The sequence below is a fragment of the Bradyrhizobium sp. USDA 4502 genome (assembly GCF_054063355.1).
Genome location: NZ_JBSSGF010000001.1, coordinates 6,766,926 through 6,785,193, shown reverse-complemented (window position 1 = coordinate 6,785,193; position 18,268 = coordinate 6,766,926). Strand labels below are relative to the sequence as shown.

The following is an 18,268-nucleotide window of genomic DNA, read 5'->3' as shown; positions in this document are numbered from 1 at the left end:
GAAAGAGCCCCTCATCCCAACCCTCTCCCCGCAAGAGCGGGGCGAGGGAGAACCCGCAATGTGCAATGCGGCGGCGTGCTTGCGCTGCCGCTGTTTTGTTTCAGCCCGGTATGAAGGATCCATGTATCTCGTCGTCGAACAACTGCTGAACGGCCTGCAATTCGGCCTCCTGCTGTTCCTGCTGGCGGCCGGGCTGACGCTGGTGTTCGGCATCATGGACTTCGTCAATCTGGCGCACGGCTCGCTCTACATGATGGGAGCCTATTTCGCGGCGACCTTCGTGGCCTGGACCGGCAGTTTTGTCCTTGGCGCGCTGATGGCGTTAGGGGCCACCTTACTGCTCGGCATCGTGCTGGAATATGTCGCGCTCAGGCATCTCTATGGCCGCGACCATCTCGACCAGGTGCTGGCGACCTTCGGCCTGATCCTGTTCTTCAACGACGCCGTCCGGCTGATCTGGGGCCCGGCGGGCCTCGCGCTGCCGCTGCCGGCCTGGCTCACCGTGCCGGTGCAGATCATCCCCGGCGTCTACTATCCGGCCTACCGCCTCATGATCATCGTGGTGGCGCTGGCTGTCGCAGCAATGCTCTATCTCGTCGTGATGCGCACCCGCATCGGCATGCTGATCCGCGCCGGCGCCTCGAACCGCGAGATGATCGGGGCGCTCGGCATCAACATCAAGCTGCTGTTCACGCTGGTGTTCGGCCTCGGCGCGGCGCTCGCAGGGCTCGCCGGGCTGATGCAGGCGCCGATCCTCACCGTGCAGATCGGCATGGGCGAGAACATCCTGATCCTGGCCTTTGTCATCATCGTGATCGGCGGCATCGGCTCGATCCGCGGCGCGTTCATGGCCGCGATCTTCGTCGGCATCATCGACACGATGGGCCGCGCCTTCCTGCCCGACCTGCTGCGCAAGGTGCTGAGCGGGGCGGCGGCGTCCACCGCGGCGCCGGCGCTGTCCTCGATGCTGATCTACCTCCTGATGGCCATCATCCTTGTGCTGCGGCCCGAGGGGCTGTTCCCGGCGGCCAAACGATGATGCGAAAGCTCAACGTCTCCAATGCGGTCGCGGCGCTGATGTGTGCCGCCCTGATACTGCTGCCGCTCTATTCGGCGGTCACGGGCAATATCTTCATCCTCACGCTGTTCACCCGGATCGTGATCTTCGCGCTCGCCGCCGCGAGCCTCAATCTGATCATGGGCTATGGCGGCATGATGAGCTTTGGCCACGCCGCCTATCTCGGCATCGGCGGCTATGCCGTCGGCATCCTCGCCGCCGAGGGGGTCGGCTCCGGCTTCATCCAGTGGCCGGTGGCGCTCGCCGTCTCGGCGCTGTTTGCGCTGCTGATCGGCGCGCTCTCGCTGCGCACCCGCGGCGTCTACTTCATCATGATCACGCTGGCCTTTGCGCAGATGGCCTACTACATCGCCTCCGCGCTGTCGCGCTACGGCGGCGACGACGGGCTCACCGTCTACAAGCGCAGCGATTTCGCCGGTCTGATCAACCTGTCGGATCGCAACCAGTTCTATTACCTCTGCCTGGCCTGCCTGTTCGGCGGCCTTTATCTGATCTGGCGCATCGTCAATTCGCGCTTCGGCCTCGTGGTGCAGGGCGTCCGCTCCAACGAGCAGCGCATGCAGGCGATCGGTTTCCATGCCAATCGCTACCGCCTGGTCTGTTTCGTGATATCAGGCACGATCTGCGGCCTGGCCGGCGCGCTGCTGGCCAACAACACCGATTTCGTCAGCCCCGCGGTGATGTACTGGACCCGCTCCGGCGACCTCATGGTGATGGTGATCCTCGGCGGCATGGGCTCGCTGTTCGGTCCCGTCATCGGCGCGATCGTCTATCTCCTGCTCGAGGAGCTGCTGTCGCAGTTCACCGAATATTCGGGGCTGATCCTCGGTCCGGTGCTGCTCCTGATCGTGCTGTTCGCGCGCGGCGGCATCATGGGCCTGCTCGGGAGGATGCGCCGTGGTTGACTCCTTGCCTGATCCCTTGCTCCGCGTCGACAATCTGGTCCGCCGCTTCGGCGGCATCACCGCGACCGACAACCTCTCGATGGAGGTGGTGCCAGGCGAATTGCACGCCATCATCGGCCCCAACGGCGCCGGCAAGACCACGCTGATCAGCCAGCTCACCGGGCAGGTGATGCCGAACTCCGGCACCATCCGCTTTGCCGGCTGCGACGTCACGAACCTGCCGTCCTACAAGCGCAGCCGCCTCGGGCTGGCGCGCTCGTTCCAGATCACCTCGCTGCTGAAGGATTTTTCCGCGATCGACAATGTCGCGCTGGCGGCGCAGGCGCATGACGGCCACTCGTTCCGCTTCTGGGGCAATGCGCGCAAGGAGCGGCATCTGCGCGAGTCCGCGCGCGCGGCGCTGGAGCGCGTCGGCCTCGGCACGCGCGCCGATATCGTGGTGTCGCAATTGAGCCATGGCGAGCAGCGCGAGCTCGAGCTCGCGGTCGCGCTCGCCACCAGGCCGCAGCTGTTGCTGCTGGACGAGCCGATGGCCGGGCTCGGCGTCACCGAATCGGCGCGGATGGTCGCGCTGTTGAAGGAGCTGCGCAAGGAAGTCACCATCGTGCTGGTGGAGCACGACATGGAGGCGGTGTTCGCGCTGGCCGACCGCATCACGGTCTTGGTCTATGGCCGCGTCATCGCCTGCGACGTGCCGGACGCGATCCGCAAGCACGACGAGGTCAAGCGCGCCTATCTCGGCGAACAGCATGCGGTGACGCGCCATGGCTGATACCAGGATGGCTGAAACCAAAACCGCTGAAACCCTGCTTGAAGTCGACGCGATCGAGACCTGCTACGGGCTGAGCCAGGTGCTGTTCGGCCTGTCGCTCCAGATCAAGTCGGGCGAGATGGTCGCGCTGATGGGCCGCAACGGCATGGGCAAGACCACGACGATCCGCTCGATCATGGGCCTGACGCCGGCGCGATCAGGCGCCATCCGCTTCGCCGGCGAGGCGGTGCGCGGCCTGCCGTCCTACAAGATCGCAAAGCTCGGGATCGGCCTGGTGCCGGAAGGCCGCCAGATATTCCCCAACCTCACGGTGCGCGAAAATCTCGTCGCCGCGTCAGGCAATCGCTTCAGTGCCTCCGATCCGTGGACCATCGACAGGATCCACGCGCTGTTTCCGCGGCTCGCCGAACGCACGAATAATATGGGCGTCACGCTGTCCGGCGGCGAGCAGCAGATGCTGGCGATCGGCCGCGCGCTGATGACCAATCCGAAATTGCTGATCCTCGACGAGGCGACCGAGGGTCTTGCGCCCCTGATCCGCGACGAGATCTGGAGCTGCCTGTCGATGCTGAAGGAGCGCGGGCAGTCGGTGCTGGTGATCGACAAGAACGTCGGAAACCTCGCCCGCATCGCCGACCGCCATTACATCATCGAGCGCGGCCGCACCGTGTGGAGCGGCACCAGCGGGGAGCTGATCGCCGAGCCGGATCTGCAGCACAAGTATCTGGGGATTTGAGCAGCAAGCATTGCCGTATCGCCGTCATCCTGAGAGTCTGACTCATAAGTCACCCAACCTTACCAGCAGCGGCAAGTCTGCGGGTCAGGAGCCTGATGTGTGCAATCAGCAGCCAGGCAGCTTCGGTTGCCACCGTCGCCTCGAAGTCCTTGGCGAGGCGGCGGCATCTGCCGAACCAAGCGAATGTGCGTTCAACCACCCACCGCCTCGGCAGAAGCTGGAAGCCTTTGACGCCTTGAGGCCGCTCGACGATCTCGACAGTCCATGGACCGCAGTCTGAGAGCGCGTCGAGGAGTTGATTTCCGCGGTAGATCCGGTCGGCAAAGACGTGGCGCAGCCGGGGGAAGTTCATCCGCACGTTCTTCAGCAGCGGTACGGCGCCATGGCAGTCCTGAACGTTGGCCGGATGAACATGAACCCCGAGGAGGAGGCCATTGGTATCCGTCACGATATGCCGCTTGCGGCCGTAGATGCGCTTGCCTGCATCGTAGCCGCGCGGTCCGCCAGCTTGGGTGGTCGGCGCACTTTGACTGTCGATCACGGCTGCCGTCGGCTTCGGTGTCCGTCCAAGCTTTTTTCGCGCCCGTCGGACAAGCACGCTGACAATCCTCTGCCACCGGCCTGTATCCCGCCATCTATAAAAATAGCCCTGCACCGTCGAATAGGGCGGGAACTCCTGCGGCAACGCCCGCCACTGGCAGCCGGTCGAAACGATATAGAGGATCGCTTCGATCACACGACGCAGCTCCGTCTTACGCGGCCGGCCGCGCCGGTTCGCTCGCGGCAACAGGCGTCTGATCAGCGCCCACTCCGCATCGGTCATATCGCTTGCATAACGCAGATCGTCCCGCCGATATTGCTCCCGAGTGATCTTGGTCCAGGGCATCGTGCTCTCCCTCGAATCTCTGCAAATCCGATGGAATCACACCCCACTGAGATCACTCACTCATTTTTCAGTCAGGCTCTGAGGAGCCTGCGTAGCAGGCGTCTCGAAGGATCGATGGCCCGGCTGGTGGCCGTGCATCCTTCGAGACGCGCTACGCGCTCCTCAGGATGACGGATCAGAGAGGCGGGCTGCCGCGGCTTACCGTGAAGAGCCTCGCAGCAGTCGTTTCGCTGCGTCGGCCGCTGCTGCGGCATAGGCGCGATCGCCATGCACCAGCATCAGGGAGATCGCGCCCTCGGACAGCAGCCAGATCTCGCGCGCACGGCGGTGAGCGTCGCGGACACCGGCCCGCTTCAGCAGCGCGCCGAGATGGGTTTCGAGCAAGGCCTTGTGCCGGCGCGCAATTGCGCGTGCGGGATGGCCAGGGAGATCGGCCAGCTCGATGACCAGCCTGGTGAATCCCGAGCCGGCCCATCGCGGCCTGTCCGCCCAGACCGCCAGGTCGCGGAACAGACCGTCGATGATCGCCGCCGGCGAGCCGGACAGCTTGTCGCCGAACGTCGCGAACGCGGCCAAGGCCAGTTCGTTCTGGGCTTCGAGCACGAAGGCGAGCAGCTGATCCTTGCTTTGAAAATGATTGTAGAGCGTGCGCTTCGTCACCCTCGTCGCCGATGCGATTTCGTCCATGCTCACGCGGCTATATCCGCGCTGGCGAAACAGGACGTATGCGGCAGCAAGGATGCGCCGCCGTGTCGGTTCTGCAGATCGCGCCATGCAGTCACCTCTTAAATATACCGAGTAGTGAATTTACATCGGTTGAAAAACCAATTGGAATGGCTTCCGGGATTTTTCGGCCCGCGCCAGTCAGCTTCCTCGCGCTGCGAAAGCCATTGCCATGCCCGATTCGTTGACGCTCAGAGAAATCAAAGCTCGTCCGGTGGTGCTCAAGCTGAAGCGGCCCGTGGTCGCGCGCATTGTCACGATATCGGAGTGGCCGCTCGTCCTCATCGATCTGGTGACGGAGGAGGGCATTGTCGGGCGAAGCTATCTCGAGCCTTACATCGTGAAATCGCTGCGATATCTGGTTCCGGCGTTGCATGATCTCGGCGAATTGCTCAGAGGTCGGAGCGTGGCGCCTGTCGAGTTGTTCGAGGCGGCGCGCAAATCGCTTCACTTTGTCGGCTATGAGGGATTGTCGATGATCGCGGCGTCGGGCCTCGACATGGCCGCGTGGGACGCGTTGGCGAAAGCTGCAAACAAGCCGCTGTGCGTGCTGTTGGGGGCGACGGTCGGCGCCGTGAGATCCTACAATAGCAACGGCCTTTGGCTGAAGGAGCCGGCCGCCGTCGCGGCCGAGGCTTTGGAATTGCGCGACGAAGGAGGGTTCTCAGCCCTGAAATTGCGCCTCGGCAGAAGCGATCCGCGCGAGGATCTGACGACCCTCGACGCCGTTCGAAAAGCAGTCGGGGATCGGATGCATTTGATGGTGGACTACAACCAGGGGCTAAATCTCGCCGAAGCCATCGAGCGGTGCCATGCGATCGATGATTATGGCCTCGACTGGATCGAAGAGCCTGTCGTCTATGACAATCTCGACGGACACGCCCAACTGGCGGCGGAGCTGAAGACGCCGATCCAGATCGGCGAGAACTTCTATGGTCCGAGGGAGATGCATAAGGCGATCGCGAGAAAGGCCTGCGATCTGGTGATGCCGGATTTCATGCGCATCGGAGGAGTGACGGGCTGGATGCGGGCGGCTGCGATCGCCGGCGCCGCGGGCATCCCCATCTCAACGCATCTTTATCCGGAAGTCGCTGCCCACGTCATGCGCGCGACGGAGGCCGCTCACTGGTTGGAATGGCAGGACTGGGCCGATCCGATTCTCGAACGGCCGTATGAAATCAAGGATGGTCTCTTGCATATTCCCGACACGCCTGGTGTCGGTCTGGAATGGAACGAAGCGGCCGTTGCGGCTCACCTTGCAAGCGTCTAAAGCGCGATGAGATTGGGTTGAATCGTCATCGCGCTTTAGCTCTTTGTTTGACCATGATCTTTTCGGAAAACCGCTTCACACTTTTCCGTATCATGCTCTAGAGCGGCGGAGCGCCTGCGCCGACGCTTCCGTCAAAACATCTCGAAATATTCGCGGTGCTCCCAGTCCGACACCTCGGCCTGGAAGCGTTCGATCTCCGCGTTCTTGATGAAGGCGTAATAGTCCACGAACTCCGGCCCGAGCGCCTGGCGGAAGAACGGATCGTCGTTGAGCGCGAACACGGCCTCGCGCAGCGACTTCGGCAACAGCGCGGCCTTGGTCTCGTAGGGCGTGTCGGCCGACGGGCCGGGGTCGAGCTTGCGGTCGACGCCGTCGAGGCCGGAGAGGATCTGGCTTGCCATGTAGAGATAGGGATTGGCGGCGGGTTCGCCGATCCGGTTCTCCAGCCGGGTCGCCGGATCGCCGGCGCCGCCGAGCACGCGGATCATCACGCCGCGGTTGTCGCGGCCCCAGATCGCGCGGTCCGGCGCCAGCGAATAGGAGCGGTAGCGCTTGTAGCCGTTGATGGTCGGCGTCGTGAATACGGTCGAGGCCCGCGCGTGCTCGATCAGGCCGGCGAGCCAGGCGCGGCCGAGCGCGCTGAGCGGCTCGCCGGTCTCCTTGGCCATGAAGACGTTCTCGCCATTGGCGCGCGACACCAGCGACTGGTGCAGGTGCCAGCCGCTCGCGAACACGTTCGGCAGCTTCGGCCGGCACATGAAAGTCGCGTGATAGCCGTGGCGGCGCGCGATCTGTTTCACCGCCGAACGAAACAGCACCATGGTGTCGGCCGGCGCGAGCCCGACGGTCGGCGCGAAGGTGAATTCGCACTGGCTCGGGCCGAACTCGACTTCGACCGAGCGCAACGGCAGGTCGAGCGCGATGATGTCGCGGCGGATGATCTCGAGCGCCGGCTCCATCAGGTCGTAGCGCTGCTCGGTGAGGTACTGATAGCCGTGCGACAGCAGGCTGACCGACGGCGGCCGTCCGGGCTGGCCGGCATCCTCCGGCGCCATATGAGCGTCGTCGAGCTTGAACAGATGGAATTCGACCTCGAGGCCGGCGACGAAATCGTAGCCGCGGCCAGCGAGCTGATCGAGCACCTTGCGATAGAGGTTGCGGGTCGCGAACGGCACCGGCCGGCCGTCGCTGAAATGGAGGTCGCAGAGCAGCCAGCCGGTGTTGTCAGCCCAGGGAAGCACGCGGAACGTGGTGGGATCGGCGACCATCAGCACGTCGGCCGCGCCTTCCATCTCCTTCATGCCGAAGCCGCCGCCTGATGTGAACACCGGAAACACCGTCTTGTGCGAGGTGTCCTTGGCGAGCATCGTCGTGGTGATGGAGCAGCCGCTTTCCAGCGAGCGCACCGCTTCGCCGGCGATCAGCGTCTTGCCGCGCAGGATGCCGTGCTGGTCGGGGAACGACAGGCGGATGACTTCGAGGTTCTTCTCCTCGACGATGCGGCGGAGGCGTTGTGCGGCCTCCTTCTGCTCATCCGACCATAGGCCGTGACGCTCGACGAAGCTCACCGCGTCACTCCTTCACTTCTCCCTCGCCCCGCTCTTCGCGGGGAGAGGGTCGGGGTGAGGGGCTCTCTCCGCCGACTCGATATGCCGATAGACCTGTACCCCCTCACCCGGATCGCTAACGCGATCCGACCTCTCCCCGCAAGCGGGGCGAGGTGAAGGATACAATGCGGAGCCATTGATACCATCTTCACTCCGCCGCCGTCAGATGATGCACCTTGCCGGCGATCTCGCGCGGCACGGGAGCTGCCCATGGTGCGCCGCGGCGGCGCTTGACGTCGACTTCCATCCAGTAGAGCTCCCAGCCCTGGGTCGGGCCGATGCCGTCCATCGTGGCCGGGCCCTGGATACTGCGCGCGGAGGCGTCGTCGAGGAACAGCATCGGCTTCTCGCCGCCTGCAACCTTCTCGATCTCCTGCCGCAGCAGGCGGCGGTACTGCACGATCGCCTTGTCGCTCTGGCCGAGATGCTCGTTGGTGCGGTCCTGAATCGCCCCCATCGACTCCACCGCCCACTGGTCGTGGACATTGATGTCGGCGCCCATGCCGGTATAGGTCGCGGTCGCCTGCTCGTGCGGATCGAAGCCGTAGTCGTTGCTGCGGTTCTTGCGCGACTTGTAGTCCGGCAGCGTATAGAGCTCGAGCCGCTGGTCGCGCATCTTCTGCTTGTCGACCGGCGCCGCGTAGCTGGTGAAGATCGCATACCAGTAGCAATTCTCGTCATCGACCGGCACGTGCCACTGCGAGATCGTCATCTCGGTCGACATCGGGATCACGAAGCCGTGCGGGAACAGCTGGTTGGTGACGCGCACATGGGTGCGCTCCGCGTCGAGCTCGCGCAGCGCGATCAGGCGCAGGCCGTATTCGGTGTGCTCGACATTGATGATCGGCCGGTCATATTCGCGCAGGATCTTGGTCATCGGCATGTCGCTGCCGGCCGACGCGCCGCGGAATTGCTTGCCGTAGGCGGCCGAGGTGTCCTCGTCCTCGAAGAAGCGGTGCAGAAAGGAGGCGTGCGCCGGATCGATGCCGACTTCGAGCGCCTGCAGCCAGTTGCAGTTCATGTGGCCCTTGAACGCGAACGTATGGCTGCCGGGCGCGACGAAGCAGTCGAGCTCCGGAAAGGCGGGCGGGGCGCCTTCGCCGAGCCAGGCCCACAGGATGCCGCTCTTCTCGACCACGGGATAGGAGCGCTGCCTGATGCCCTTGCAGAGTTGCGAGCCGGCCGGCTCCGCCGGCGTCTCGATGCACTGGCCTGACGTGTCGAACAGCCAGCCGTGGAAGGCGCAGCGCAGCCCGCCATGCTCGAGCCGGCCGAAGGCGAGATCGGCGCCGCGATGCGCGCAGTGGCGATCGATCAGCCCGTAGCTTCCGTCCTCGCCGCGGAACAGCACCAGGTTCTCGCCGAGCAGCCGCACCGGTCGTACCGGGCGCGGCCCGTCCAATTCGTCCACCAGCGCCGCCGGCTGCCAGTAGCTCCGCATCAGCTTGCCGCACGGGTCCTTGCGCCCGGTGCGGGTGATCAGATCGTTCGCTTCCTGGCTCATCATGGCGGCGTCTCCCGGATTTGGATTTGTTCGCCTATTGAACGAATGTGCGAATTATGCCATGTCTGTTTTGGACAGCAAGCGCAATTTTTGAACCGTTCAAAGCCCCAACCTAAAACGCCATGCCCAAGCTGAAGCGGACCGACCAGGACGAGCGCGCCACCGACTTCGTCGAGGCGCTCGATCGCGGCCTGCGCCTGTTGCAGGTGTTCGGCACCGTGTCCGGCCCGGCAACGCTGAGTGATCTGGCGCGTGCCGCCGATCTGCCGCGCGCCACCGCGCGCCGCATCCTGTTCACGCTCGCGCATGGCGGTTTCGTCGCGACCGACGGCAAGCTGTTCACGCTGACCCCGCATGTGCTGACGCTCGCGGGCTCGTTCCTGCAATCCAACCAGGTGGTGACGGTGCTGCAACCGGTGCTCGATCGCATCGCGACCGCAGCGCAGGAGATCGCCTCGCTCGCACTGCTCGACGGCGACGACGTCGTGTTCGTCGCGCGCTCGAGCCCGACCCGCGTGTTCTCCGCCGGTCTCGACATCGGCTACCGGCTGCCGGCGTTCTGCACCTCGGTCGGCCGCGCGATGCTCGGCCGGCTCACTGATGCCGAACTCGCGACGCGGCTGAAGGCAATGCGCTGCGATCCGGTGACGCCGCAGACCGTCACCGATCCGAAGAAGCTGCTCGCCACCATCATCGCCGATCGCGCGCAGGGCTATTCCCTCGTCGACCGCGAGGCCGAGCCGCATTTCCGCTCGATCTCGGTGCCGGTGCGCCGCTACGACGGCACCATCGTCGCCGCCATCAACATGGGCGCGCATGTCGATCGCGTGCCGATGCAGGAATTGATCGACCGCTTCCTGCCGCTGCTGCGCGACGGTGCTGATGATGTGAAGAGCAGACTCTTGTAGGGGAGGGGCTCTCACATCATCGCATGTTTCGTCATTGCGAGGAGCGATAGCGACGAAGCAATCCATGCATCCATACGCGGAGAGATGGATTGCTTCGCTTCGCTCGCAATGACGGGGATAGTGTTTCTTTTTGTGCTGTGAGATTACAGCGCCACGCTGCGCAGCCCGAAGCTGCGCGCTTCGTTCTGCAGCACCGGCCGCACCGAATCGATCAGCCGCGCGGCGGCGGCGTCGACCGAGAGGCCGGCGGTGTCGACCACCGCCGATGCGCGGGCATAGAGCGGCTCGCGGCTGACCAGGATGTTGCGTAATTCCGCCATCGCCGAGCGGTCGTCGGCCATCGGGCGCAGATCGCCCTGGCGGCGGACGCGGGCCATGTGCTCTTCCGGCTCGGCCTTCAGCCAGATCGTGTAGAACGACGACAGGATCAGGTCGAAGGTCAGCGCCTCGGAGACGATGCCGCCGCCGGTCGCCAGCACCATCAATTCCTTCCGCGCCAGCAGCTGCGTCAGCGCGGCCTGCTCCATGCGGCGGAAGCCTTCCTGGCCGTACAGCGCGATGATCTCGGCGACCGAGAGGCCGTTCTGCGCCTCGATCTCCTTGTTGAGCTCGACAAAGCTCCAGCCGATCTTCTTCGCCAGCATCCGGCCGAGCGTGGTCTTGCCGGCGCCGCGCAGGCCGATCAGCGCAATGCCGGAGAACGAGGCGCGCCGCGGCGCCAACGGGCTGCTGCCGGCGAGCATGTCCTTGGCCTGCGCGATCTGGTTCGGCGACGCCTTGCGCAGCAGGTCGCGGATCACGGCCCAGTCCGGCACGGGCTCGCTGGAGGGGATCAGGTCCTCGAGATGCGCACCCATCGCGCCTGCGACACGGCGCAGCAGCACGATCGAGACATTGCCTTTGCCGCTTTCGAGCTGGGCGATGTAGCGTTCGGAAATGCCGGAAACCTTGGCGAGCACCTTGCGCGACATGCCGCGCAGGGCGCGCATCGTGCGCACGCGCTGGCCGAGTTGTTCAAGGAAGTCGGTTTCCGGGTCGTTGGCTGCGGTCATGATCCCTGTGCGACGCGCGGTCCTGACTGAATCAGACCGAGGTTCTAGGAAACATAGTGCCGATAAGGATTGACAGCAAGCCAACGTGGTGGCTTTGTATGAATTATAATTCTTATATTCACAGGAGAGGGAAGCGTGGCACGTCCGGGTCCGAGGAGCGGAGCATGACTTACAACGCGGTCTCCTGGCTGCTCGACCGCAACGTCGATGAAGGCCGTGGCGACAAGGTCGTGTTCGACGATACGGTGTCGCAAATCACCTATGGCCAGTTGCAGCAGCAGACCCGCCGCATCGGCAACATGCTGCGCCGGCTCGGCGTCCGCCGCGAGGAGCGGGTCGCCATGATCATGCTGGACACGGTCGACTTTCCGATCGTGTTCCTCGGCGCGATCCGCGCCGGCGTGGTGCCGGTGCCGCTCAACACGCTGCTGACCGCGGAGCAGTATGCCTACATCCTCGGTGATTGCCGCGCCCGCGTGTTGTTCGTGTCGGAAGCGCTGCTGCCGGTCGTGAAGGACATCATTGCGCGGATGCCCGACCTCGAGCATGTCGTGGTCTCCGGCAAGGACGCGCACGGCCACAAGAGGCTGTCGGACGAGATCGCGCGCGAGAGCGACGTGTTCGCCACCGCGCCGACCCATGCCGACGAGCCGGCATTCTGGCTCTATTCGTCGGGCTCCACCGGCATGCCGAAGGGCGTGCGCCATCTGCATTCCAATCTCGCGGCGACCGCGGAGACCTATGCCAAGCAGGTGCTCGGGATCCGCGAGGATGATGTCGGCCTCTCGGCGGCAAAGCTGTTCTTCGCCTACGGGCTCGGCAATGCGCTGACCTTCCCGATGTCGGTCGGCGCCACCACGGTGTTGAACTCCGAGCGGCCGACGCCGGCGGTGATGTTCGCGCTGATGAACAAATATCATCCCAGCATCTTCTTCGGCGTGCCGACCCTGTTCGCGGCGATGCTGAACGACGAGGCGACTAAGGCGCAGTCCGGCGGCAACCGTTTGCGCGTTTGCACCTCGGCCGGCGAGGCGCTGCCGGAATCTGTCGGCAATGCCTGGAAGACGCGGTTCGGCGTCGACATCCTCGATGGCGTCGGCTCGACCGAGCTGCTGCACATCTTCCTGTCGAATGCGCCCGGCGACATCAAATACGGCTCGTCCGGCCGTCCGGTGCCCGGCTACAAGGTGCGGCTGGTCAACGAGATCGGCGCCGACGTCGCGGACGGCGAGGTCGGCGAGCTCTTGGTCGATGCGCCCTCGGCCGGCGAGAGCTACTGGAATCAACGGGCCAAGAGCCGCGCCACGTTCGAGGGCGCCTGGACTCGCACCGGCGACAAATACACGCGCGATGCCGACGGCCGTTACACTTTCTGCGGCCGCGCCGACGACATGTTCAAGGTCTCCGGCATCTGGGTGTCGCCGTTCGAGGTCGAGAGCGCGCTGATCACCCATCCCGCGGTGCTGGAGGCGGCGGTCGTGCCGGAGGCCGACCCGGAAGGCCTGCTCAAGCCGAAGGCCTATGTGGTGCTGCGGCCCGACAGTTCAGCCGCCGGCCTGCACGAGGCGCTGAAGGAGCACGTCAAGCAGAAGATCGGCCCGTGGAAATATCCGCGCTGGATCGATGTGGTCGACAATCTGCCGAAGACGGCGACCGGAAAGATCCAGCGCTTCAAGCTGCGGGAACACGAGCACTAGCTCCCCGCGTCGTCCCGGCCTAGTGCGCAATTGCGCACGGGAGCCGGGACCCATACGCCGCGGCCTTCGTTTCGAGAGACGCTGTTCAACAGCTTTGCGCAACAACTAACGCCTGTGGTTATGGGTCCCGGCTTTCGCCGGGACGACGATGAGGAAGGCCTACCATGACAAACTTGAAACCCTCCGGCTTCCTCAGCATCGACGGCGCCGGTCTCGAATACCGCATGATCGGTCCCTCGCCGGACGCGGCGCCGACCATCGTGATGCTCCATGAAGGCCTCGGCTGCGTCGGGCTGTGGGGCGACTTCCCCGAGAAGCTGCAGGCGGCGACCGGCGCCGGCGTGTTCGCCTATTCGCGCGCGGGTTATGGCGCCTCGTCGCCGGCGAAGCTGCCGCGTCCGGTCGACTACATGCACCGCGAGGCGCTCGACGTGCTGCCGAAGCTGCTCGATCGGATCGGCTTTCGCCGCGGCTTGCTGCTCGGTCATTCCGACGGCGCGTCGATTGCCGCGATCTATGCCGGCGCGCATCAGGATCATCGCCTGCACGGCCTGGCGCTGCTGGCGCCGCACTTCATCGTTGAGGACATCTCGGTGAAGTCGATCGCCGAGATCAAGACGGCGTACGAGACCACCAACCTCAAGGAGAAGCTGGCGCGCTGGCACAAGGACGTCGACAACGCCTTCTATGGCTGGAACGGCGCCTGGCTCGATCCGGCATTCCGCGACTGGGATATCTCCGACTATCTCGCCTATATCCGCGTGCCCGTGCTGATCGTGCAGGGCGCGGCCGACCAGTACGGCACGATGCGGCAGGTCGAGATCGCCCAGGAGGAGTGCTACTGCCCGGTCGATGTTACGGCCATCGCCGGCGCCGGCCATTCGCCGCATCGCGAGGCGCCCGCGGTCACGCTCGAGGCGGTCGCCGAATTCGCCAAAGCGGCGCTGCGCGACGACCCGGCACTGGCGGCCTGACGGCACTGGCGGCCTGACCTTTGGTGCCGGTGCCAGGTCATTGGCCGAGCTGGCGATTTTCCTGAACATGAAACAAAATGCATGTTTTTGCGTTTTGAACTAGACCAGATCGAAAACATGCATTATTGTGCATGGAGACCTCGACGACGAACCTTCAAACGAACAACAGCAAGACAACAGATAAGGGTGGCCCATGGCTGGTGACGATCGCGTCCTTGCAGGCGGGGCGAAGTACATCGACTTCCAGACCGACCCGTCGCGCTACCGGCACTGGAAGCTCGACGTCGCGGGCGATGTCGCGACGCTGACCATGGACGTCGACGAGAACGCCGGCCTGTTCGAGGGCTATCAGCTCAAGCTGAATTCCTATGACCTCGGCGTCGACATCGAGCTTGCGGACGCCGTGCAGCGCCTGCGCTTCGAGCATCCCGAGGTCAAGGTCGTGGTGATGCGCTCGGGCAAGAACCGGGTGTTCTGCGCCGGCGCCAACATCCGCATGCTGGCGGGCTCGACCCACGCCCACAAGGTCAACTTCTGCAAATTCACCAACGAGACCCGCAACGGCTTGGAAGACTCCAGCGAGAATTCCGGGCAGAGCTTCATCACCGTCGTCAACGGCACCGCGGCCGGCGGCGGCTATGAGCTGGCGCTCGCGACCGACCACATCATGATGGCCGACGACGGCGCTGCCGCCGTCGCGCTACCGGAAGTACCGCTGCTCGCGGTGCTGCCGGGCACCGGCGGGCTCACGCGCGTCGTCGACAAGCGCAAGGTGCGCCGCGACCACGCCGACTTCTTCTGCACCATCGAGGAAGGCATCAAGGGCAAGCGCGCCGTCTCCTGGCGCCTGGTCGACGAGATCGCGCCGAACTCCAAGCTCGAGGGCAAGCTGGCCGAGCGCGTCAAGGAATTCGCCGCGAAGTCGAAGCGCAACGGCGCCGGCAAAGGCATCGCGCTTGCGCCGCTGACGCGCACCATCGACGACAGCGCGATCCGCTACGGTTTCGTCAGCGTCGACATCGATCGCGCAGCGCGCATCGCCACCATCTCGATCAAGGCGCCGGAAACCACGGCGCCCGCGGATATCGACGGCATGATCGCGCAAGGCGCTGCGTTCTGGCCGCTGCAGGTCGCCCGCGAACTCGATGACGCGATCCTGCATCTGCGCATCAACGAGCTCGAGATCGCGATGCTGGTGTTCAAGAGCCACGGCGACCGCGGCAATGTCGTGTCCTATGACGCGTTCCTGGAGGCCAACAAGGCGCACTGGCTGGTCAACGAGGTCAGGCACTACTGGAAGCGCGTGCTCAAGCGCATCGACGTCACCTCGCGCACGCTGGTGACGCTGGTCGAGCCCGGCTCCTGCTTCGTCGGCACGCTGGCCGAGCTCGTGTTCGCCGCCGACCGCTCCTACATGCTGATCGGCCAGAAGCAGGGCGACAACCGCCCGCCGCCGGCGATCGAGCTGACGGCGATGAATTTCGGGCCCTATCCGATGAGCCACGGCCTGACCCGGCTGCAATCGCGCTTCCAGGCCGATCCGTCGGATCTCGAGCGCGCGCAAGGCTCGATCGGCAAGGCGCTCGACGCGGAGGAGGCCGAGGAGCTCGGTCTCGTCACCTTCGCGCTCGACGACATCGACTGGGACGACGAGGTCCGCGTGTTCTTCGAGGAGCGCACCTCGTTCTCGCCCGACGGTCTCACCGGCATGGAAGCCAATCTGCGCTTCGTCGGCCCGGAGACCATGGAATCGAAGATCTTCTCCCGCCTCACGGCGTGGCAGAACTGGATATTCCAGCGGCCGAACGCGGTCGGTGAGGACGGCGCACTGCGCCGCTACGGCACCGGCCAGAAGGCGCAATTCGACATGACGCGAGTTTAAGGGAGCACGGCCATGAACATCATGAACGTCGATTACTCGACCAAGATTCCGAACAATGTGAATCTCGCCGAGGACCGCCAGGTGCTCAAGGCGCTGGAAGGCTGGCACCCCGGCTACATGGACTGGTGGAGCGACATGGGTCCGGACGGCTTCCAGGAATCGCTGGTCTATCTGCGCACCGCCTATTCGGTCGATCCGCGCGGCTGGGCCAAGTTCGACTATGTGCGGATGCCCGAATATCGCTGGGGCATCTTGCTCGCGCCGCAGGAAGAGAACCGCGTCATCCCGTTCGGCGAGGACTATGGCAAGCCGGCCTGGCAGGAAGTCCCCGGCGAGCACCGCGCGATGCTGCGCCGCCTGATCGTGATCCAGGGCGACACCGAGCCGGCCTCGGTCGAGCAGCAGCGCCATCTCGGCAAGACCGCGCCGTCGCTCTACGACATGCGCAACCTGTTCCAGGTCAATGTCGAGGAAGGCCGCCATCTCTGGGCGATGGTTTATCTGCTGCAGAAGTATTTCGGCCGCGACGGCCGCGAGGAGGCCGATGATTTGTTGCGCCGCCGCTCGGGCGACGCGGATAGCCCGCGCATGCTAGGGGCCTTCAACGAGGCGACGCCGGACTGGCTGTCGTTCTTCATGTTCACCTACTTCACCGACCGCGACGGCAAGATGCAGCTGCACTCGCTGGCGCAGTCGGGCTTCGATCCGCTGTCGCGCACCTGCCGCTTCATGCTGACCGAGGAAGCCCACCACATGTTCGTCGGCGAGACCGGCATCACCCGCGTCGTGCAGCGCACCTGCGATGCGATGAAGGAAGCCGGCATCATCGATCCGAACGACATCGCCAAGATCCGCGCGCTTGGCGTGATCGACCTGCCGACCATCCAGAAGAAGCTGAACCTGCACTATTCGCTGTCGCTCGATTTGTTCGGCTCGGAAGTGTCGACCAACGCGGCCAATGCCTTCAACGCCGGCATCAAAGGCCGCTACAAGGAGACCACGATCGACGACGACCACCAGCTCAAGAGCTCGACCTATCCGGTCATGAAGATGGTGGACGGCCAGATCAAGATGGTCGACGAGCCGGCGCTGACCGCGCTCAACATGCGGCTGCGCGACGACTACACGCAGGATTGCGTCAAGGGCATGCTGCGCTGGAACAAGGTGATCTCGACCGCCGGCATCGACTACAAGCTCGCGGTGCCGAACACCGCCTTCCACCGCCAGATCGGCGAGTTCAAGGACGTCCATGCGACGCCCGATGGCCTCTTGATCGACGACGCCACCTGGGCCAAGCGCAAGAACGACTGGCTGCCGTCGACCGCGGACGGCGACTTCATCGCCTCGCTGATGAAACCGGTGACCGAACCCGGCCAGTTCGCCTCCTGGATCTCGCCGCCCAAGGTCGGCATCGACAACAAGCCGGGCGACTTCGAGTATGTGAGGATCGAGAGCTGATCGGCGCGAGCATGATCCGGAAAAGTGTGAAGCGGTTTTCCGAAGAGATCATGCTCAAACAACGGATAGGTCATGATGCGAAAATCGCATCGTGACCTAACAGTTTCTTTCCGCAGGGAGAGAACAGGAAGGGGCGAGCCGAAAAGGTCCCGGGCTCGTCCCTTTCTTTTTGGTCAGATGCCGGTACGGAGGCGCGGCCTCAATCGTCATTTGTAAGTTCGTCGGGCCACATCTGCGCACCGTGAAGCACGCGCAAGATGCGAACAGTCTCACCGTGAACAAGGTACGCCGTGACATAAGGTGTGCGCGGGATGACCAACTCGCGCGTGCCGGCAACACGCCCGGGCCGACCACAGGAAAGTCGAGCAGGCGCCGCGCAGCATCGGCAATCTGTTCGTCAACATGGACCGCCGCGCGAGGATTCTCGGTCTCGATGTAGCTGAAAATGTCGTCGCGATCGGATAACGCGAAGCGCGACCAGACGAGTTTCACCGCTTACGCCTTGTCGCTTTTCGAAGCGCGGCGGCGCGGCGTTGCGCGAAATGCGCTTCGACCTCGGAATCATCGAGACCGGGGCGGGTATCCGCCAACGCCTGGTGCACCTTCTCGCGAAACCAGCTGTCGTAAGCCTGGCTGTTGCTCACGAGTTCCAGTGGAAGCATTCCTTCATTGGCCGTGCGTGTCAGCAGAATCCGCACGGCGTCGGATACCGTGAGACCCATGTTCTCCAGAACCTCGGTGGCCTTTTCCTTTACGTCCGCATCGATGCGGGTTTGGACCAGGGCATTCGAAGCCATAGCGATCTCCTTCGCCAAT

Annotated in this window: 16 protein-coding genes and 1 pseudogene; 10 read left to right on the top strand and 7 right to left on the bottom strand. The window is 64.4% G+C overall.

What is annotated here, in order from left to right; all coding sequences use genetic code 11:
- Positions 1-121: 121 nt before the first annotated feature.
- The 4 genes from ACVW1B_RS31720 to ACVW1B_RS31705 are packed head-to-tail and all read left to right on the top strand — an operon-like array spanning position 122 to position 3,491.
- Positions 122-1,039 (top strand): branched-chain amino acid ABC transporter permease, encoded by a 918-nt coding sequence (locus tag ACVW1B_RS31720; protein ID WP_018269575.1) that lies wholly within the window; start codon positions 122-124, stop codon positions 1,037-1,039.
- On the top strand, positions 1,036-1,983 hold the full coding sequence (locus ACVW1B_RS31715) for a branched-chain amino acid ABC transporter permease (RefSeq protein ID WP_375166765.1): 948 nt from the start codon (positions 1,036-1,038) through the stop codon (positions 1,981-1,983). Before ACVW1B_RS31720 ends, ACVW1B_RS31715 begins: the two co-directional genes overlap by 4 nt.
- 4 nt (positions 1,984-1,987) lie before the next feature.
- The gene (locus ACVW1B_RS31710) at positions 1,988-2,755 is read left to right on the top strand and encodes an ABC transporter ATP-binding protein (RefSeq protein ID WP_253609872.1); all 768 of its coding nucleotides are present in this window, start codon (positions 1,988-1,990) and stop codon (positions 2,753-2,755) included.
- A gap of 7 nt (positions 2,756-2,762) precedes the next feature.
- A complete protein-coding gene (locus ACVW1B_RS31705; protein WP_225649425.1) occupies positions 2,763-3,491 on the top strand; it encodes an ABC transporter ATP-binding protein in 729 nt (242 codons plus the stop codon).
- Between the two features lie 49 nt (positions 3,492-3,540).
- Here the strand turns inward: ACVW1B_RS31705 and ACVW1B_RS31700 are convergent, their stop codons facing one another.
- Together ACVW1B_RS31700 and ACVW1B_RS31695 are read right to left on the bottom strand one after the other, a co-directional pair.
- Positions 3,541-4,377 (bottom strand): IS5 family transposase, encoded by an 837-nt coding sequence (locus tag ACVW1B_RS31700; protein WP_253605076.1) that lies wholly within the window; start codon positions 4,375-4,377, stop codon positions 3,541-3,543.
- Between the two features lie 198 nt (positions 4,378-4,575).
- On the bottom strand, positions 4,576-5,151 hold the full coding sequence (locus ACVW1B_RS31695) for a TetR/AcrR family transcriptional regulator (RefSeq protein WP_057019467.1): 576 nt from the start codon (positions 5,149-5,151) through the stop codon (positions 4,576-4,578).
- Between the two features lie 121 nt (positions 5,152-5,272).
- Here ACVW1B_RS31695 and ACVW1B_RS31690 point away from each other — a divergent pair, with 121 nt between their 5' ends.
- Complete coding sequence (locus ACVW1B_RS31690) at positions 5,273-6,370, top strand: enolase C-terminal domain-like protein (protein ID WP_253636015.1); 1,098 nt, start codon at positions 5,273-5,275, stop codon at positions 6,368-6,370.
- Positions 6,371-6,501: 131 nt separating this feature from the next.
- On the opposite strand, the gene ACVW1B_RS31685 is transcribed toward ACVW1B_RS31690, so the two are convergent.
- Positions 6,502-7,938, bottom strand: a complete 1,437-nt coding sequence (locus tag ACVW1B_RS31685; protein ID WP_253606400.1) for a glutamine synthetase family protein — start codon at positions 7,936-7,938, stop codon at positions 6,502-6,504.
- A 187-nt stretch (positions 7,939-8,125) separates the two neighbouring features.
- Positions 8,126-9,484, bottom strand: coding sequence for an aromatic ring-hydroxylating dioxygenase subunit alpha (locus tag ACVW1B_RS31680; protein WP_253606401.1), 1,359 nt, complete (start codon positions 9,482-9,484; stop codon positions 8,126-8,128).
- Positions 9,485-9,603: 119 nt separating this feature from the next.
- On the opposite strand from ACVW1B_RS31680, the gene ACVW1B_RS31675 reads away from it, so the two are divergent.
- Positions 9,604-10,389 carry an IclR family transcriptional regulator domain-containing protein gene (locus ACVW1B_RS31675; RefSeq protein ID WP_253606403.1) on the top strand — a complete coding sequence of 262 codons (786 nt, stop codon included), beginning with the start codon at positions 9,604-9,606 and terminating at the stop codon, positions 10,387-10,389.
- 143 nt (positions 10,390-10,532) lie between these two features.
- Here ACVW1B_RS31675 and ACVW1B_RS31670 read toward each other — a convergent pair whose 3' ends face one another.
- Positions 10,533-11,525 carry a helix-turn-helix transcriptional regulator gene (locus ACVW1B_RS31670; protein WP_256521265.1) on the bottom strand — a complete coding sequence of 331 codons (993 nt, stop codon included), beginning with the start codon at positions 11,523-11,525 and terminating at the stop codon, positions 10,533-10,535.
- A gap of 80 nt (positions 11,526-11,605) precedes the next feature.
- Between ACVW1B_RS31670 and ACVW1B_RS31665 the strand changes: the two genes are divergently transcribed.
- From ACVW1B_RS31665 to boxB, 4 genes are all read left to right on the top strand, one after another.
- Positions 11,606-13,138, top strand: a complete 1,533-nt coding sequence (locus ACVW1B_RS31665) for a benzoate-CoA ligase family protein (protein WP_253606404.1) — start codon at positions 11,606-11,608, stop codon at positions 13,136-13,138.
- 164 nt (positions 13,139-13,302) lie between these two features.
- Positions 13,303-14,112, top strand: a complete 810-nt coding sequence (locus tag ACVW1B_RS31660; protein ID WP_253606405.1) for an alpha/beta fold hydrolase — start codon at positions 13,303-13,305, stop codon at positions 14,110-14,112.
- A gap of 193 nt (positions 14,113-14,305) precedes the next feature.
- Positions 14,306-15,994, top strand: coding sequence for a 2,3-epoxybenzoyl-CoA dihydrolase (gene boxC, locus ACVW1B_RS31655; protein WP_253606406.1), 1,689 nt, complete (start codon positions 14,306-14,308; stop codon positions 15,992-15,994).
- Between the two features lie 21 nt (positions 15,995-16,015).
- Entirely contained in the window at positions 16,016-17,452 is a 1,437-nt protein-coding gene (gene boxB, locus ACVW1B_RS31650; protein ID WP_200844636.1) for a benzoyl-CoA 2,3-epoxidase subunit BoxB, read from the top strand.
- 199 nt (positions 17,453-17,651) lie between these two features.
- On the opposite strand, the pseudogene ACVW1B_RS31645 reads toward boxB, so the two are convergent.
- Positions 17,652-17,944: pseudogene (locus tag ACVW1B_RS31645) on the bottom strand (type II toxin-antitoxin system RelE/ParE family toxin).
- Complete coding sequence (locus tag ACVW1B_RS31640; protein WP_253606407.1) at positions 17,941-18,249, bottom strand: type II toxin-antitoxin system RelB/DinJ family antitoxin; 309 nt, start codon at positions 18,247-18,249, stop codon at positions 17,941-17,943. Before ACVW1B_RS31640 ends, ACVW1B_RS31645 begins: the two are co-directional and overlap by 4 nt.
- Between the last annotated feature and the right edge of the window lie 19 nt (positions 18,250-18,268).

What these genes read in the sequence shown, in the direction of transcription:
- ACVW1B_RS31640 (WP_253606407.1), bottom strand. Translation starts at nt 18,249, where the DNA reads ATGGCTTCGAATGCCCTGGTCCAAACCCGCATCGATGCGGACGTAAAG.
- ACVW1B_RS31715 (WP_375166765.1), top strand. Translation starts at nt 1,036, where the DNA reads ATGATGCGAAAGCTCAACGTCTCCAATGCGGTCGCGGCGCTGATGTGT.
- ACVW1B_RS31700 (WP_253605076.1), bottom strand. Translation starts at nt 4,377, where the DNA reads ATGCCCTGGACCAAGATCACTCGGGAGCAATATCGGCGGGACGATCTG.
- ACVW1B_RS31695 (WP_057019467.1), bottom strand. Translation starts at nt 5,151, where the DNA reads ATGGCGCGATCTGCAGAACCGACACGGCGGCGCATCCTTGCTGCCGCA.
- boxB (WP_200844636.1), top strand. Translation starts at nt 16,016, where the DNA reads ATGAACGTCGATTACTCGACCAAGATTCCGAACAATGTGAATCTCGCC.
- ACVW1B_RS31680 (WP_253606401.1), bottom strand. Translation starts at nt 9,484, where the DNA reads ATGATGAGCCAGGAAGCGAACGATCTGATCACCCGCACCGGGCGCAAG.
- ACVW1B_RS31665 (WP_253606404.1), top strand. Translation starts at nt 11,606, where the DNA reads ATGACTTACAACGCGGTCTCCTGGCTGCTCGACCGCAACGTCGATGAA.
- ACVW1B_RS31675 (WP_253606403.1), top strand. Translation starts at nt 9,604, where the DNA reads ATGCCCAAGCTGAAGCGGACCGACCAGGACGAGCGCGCCACCGACTTC.
- ACVW1B_RS31705 (WP_225649425.1), top strand. Translation starts at nt 2,763, where the DNA reads ATGGCTGAAACCAAAACCGCTGAAACCCTGCTTGAAGTCGACGCGATC.
- ACVW1B_RS31720 (WP_018269575.1), top strand. Translation starts at nt 122, where the DNA reads ATGTATCTCGTCGTCGAACAACTGCTGAACGGCCTGCAATTCGGCCTC.
- boxC (WP_253606406.1), top strand. Translation starts at nt 14,306, where the DNA reads ATGGCTGGTGACGATCGCGTCCTTGCAGGCGGGGCGAAGTACATCGAC.
- ACVW1B_RS31660 (WP_253606405.1), top strand. Translation starts at nt 13,303, where the DNA reads ATGACAAACTTGAAACCCTCCGGCTTCCTCAGCATCGACGGCGCCGGT.
- ACVW1B_RS31690 (WP_253636015.1), top strand. Translation starts at nt 5,273, where the DNA reads ATGCCCGATTCGTTGACGCTCAGAGAAATCAAAGCTCGTCCGGTGGTG.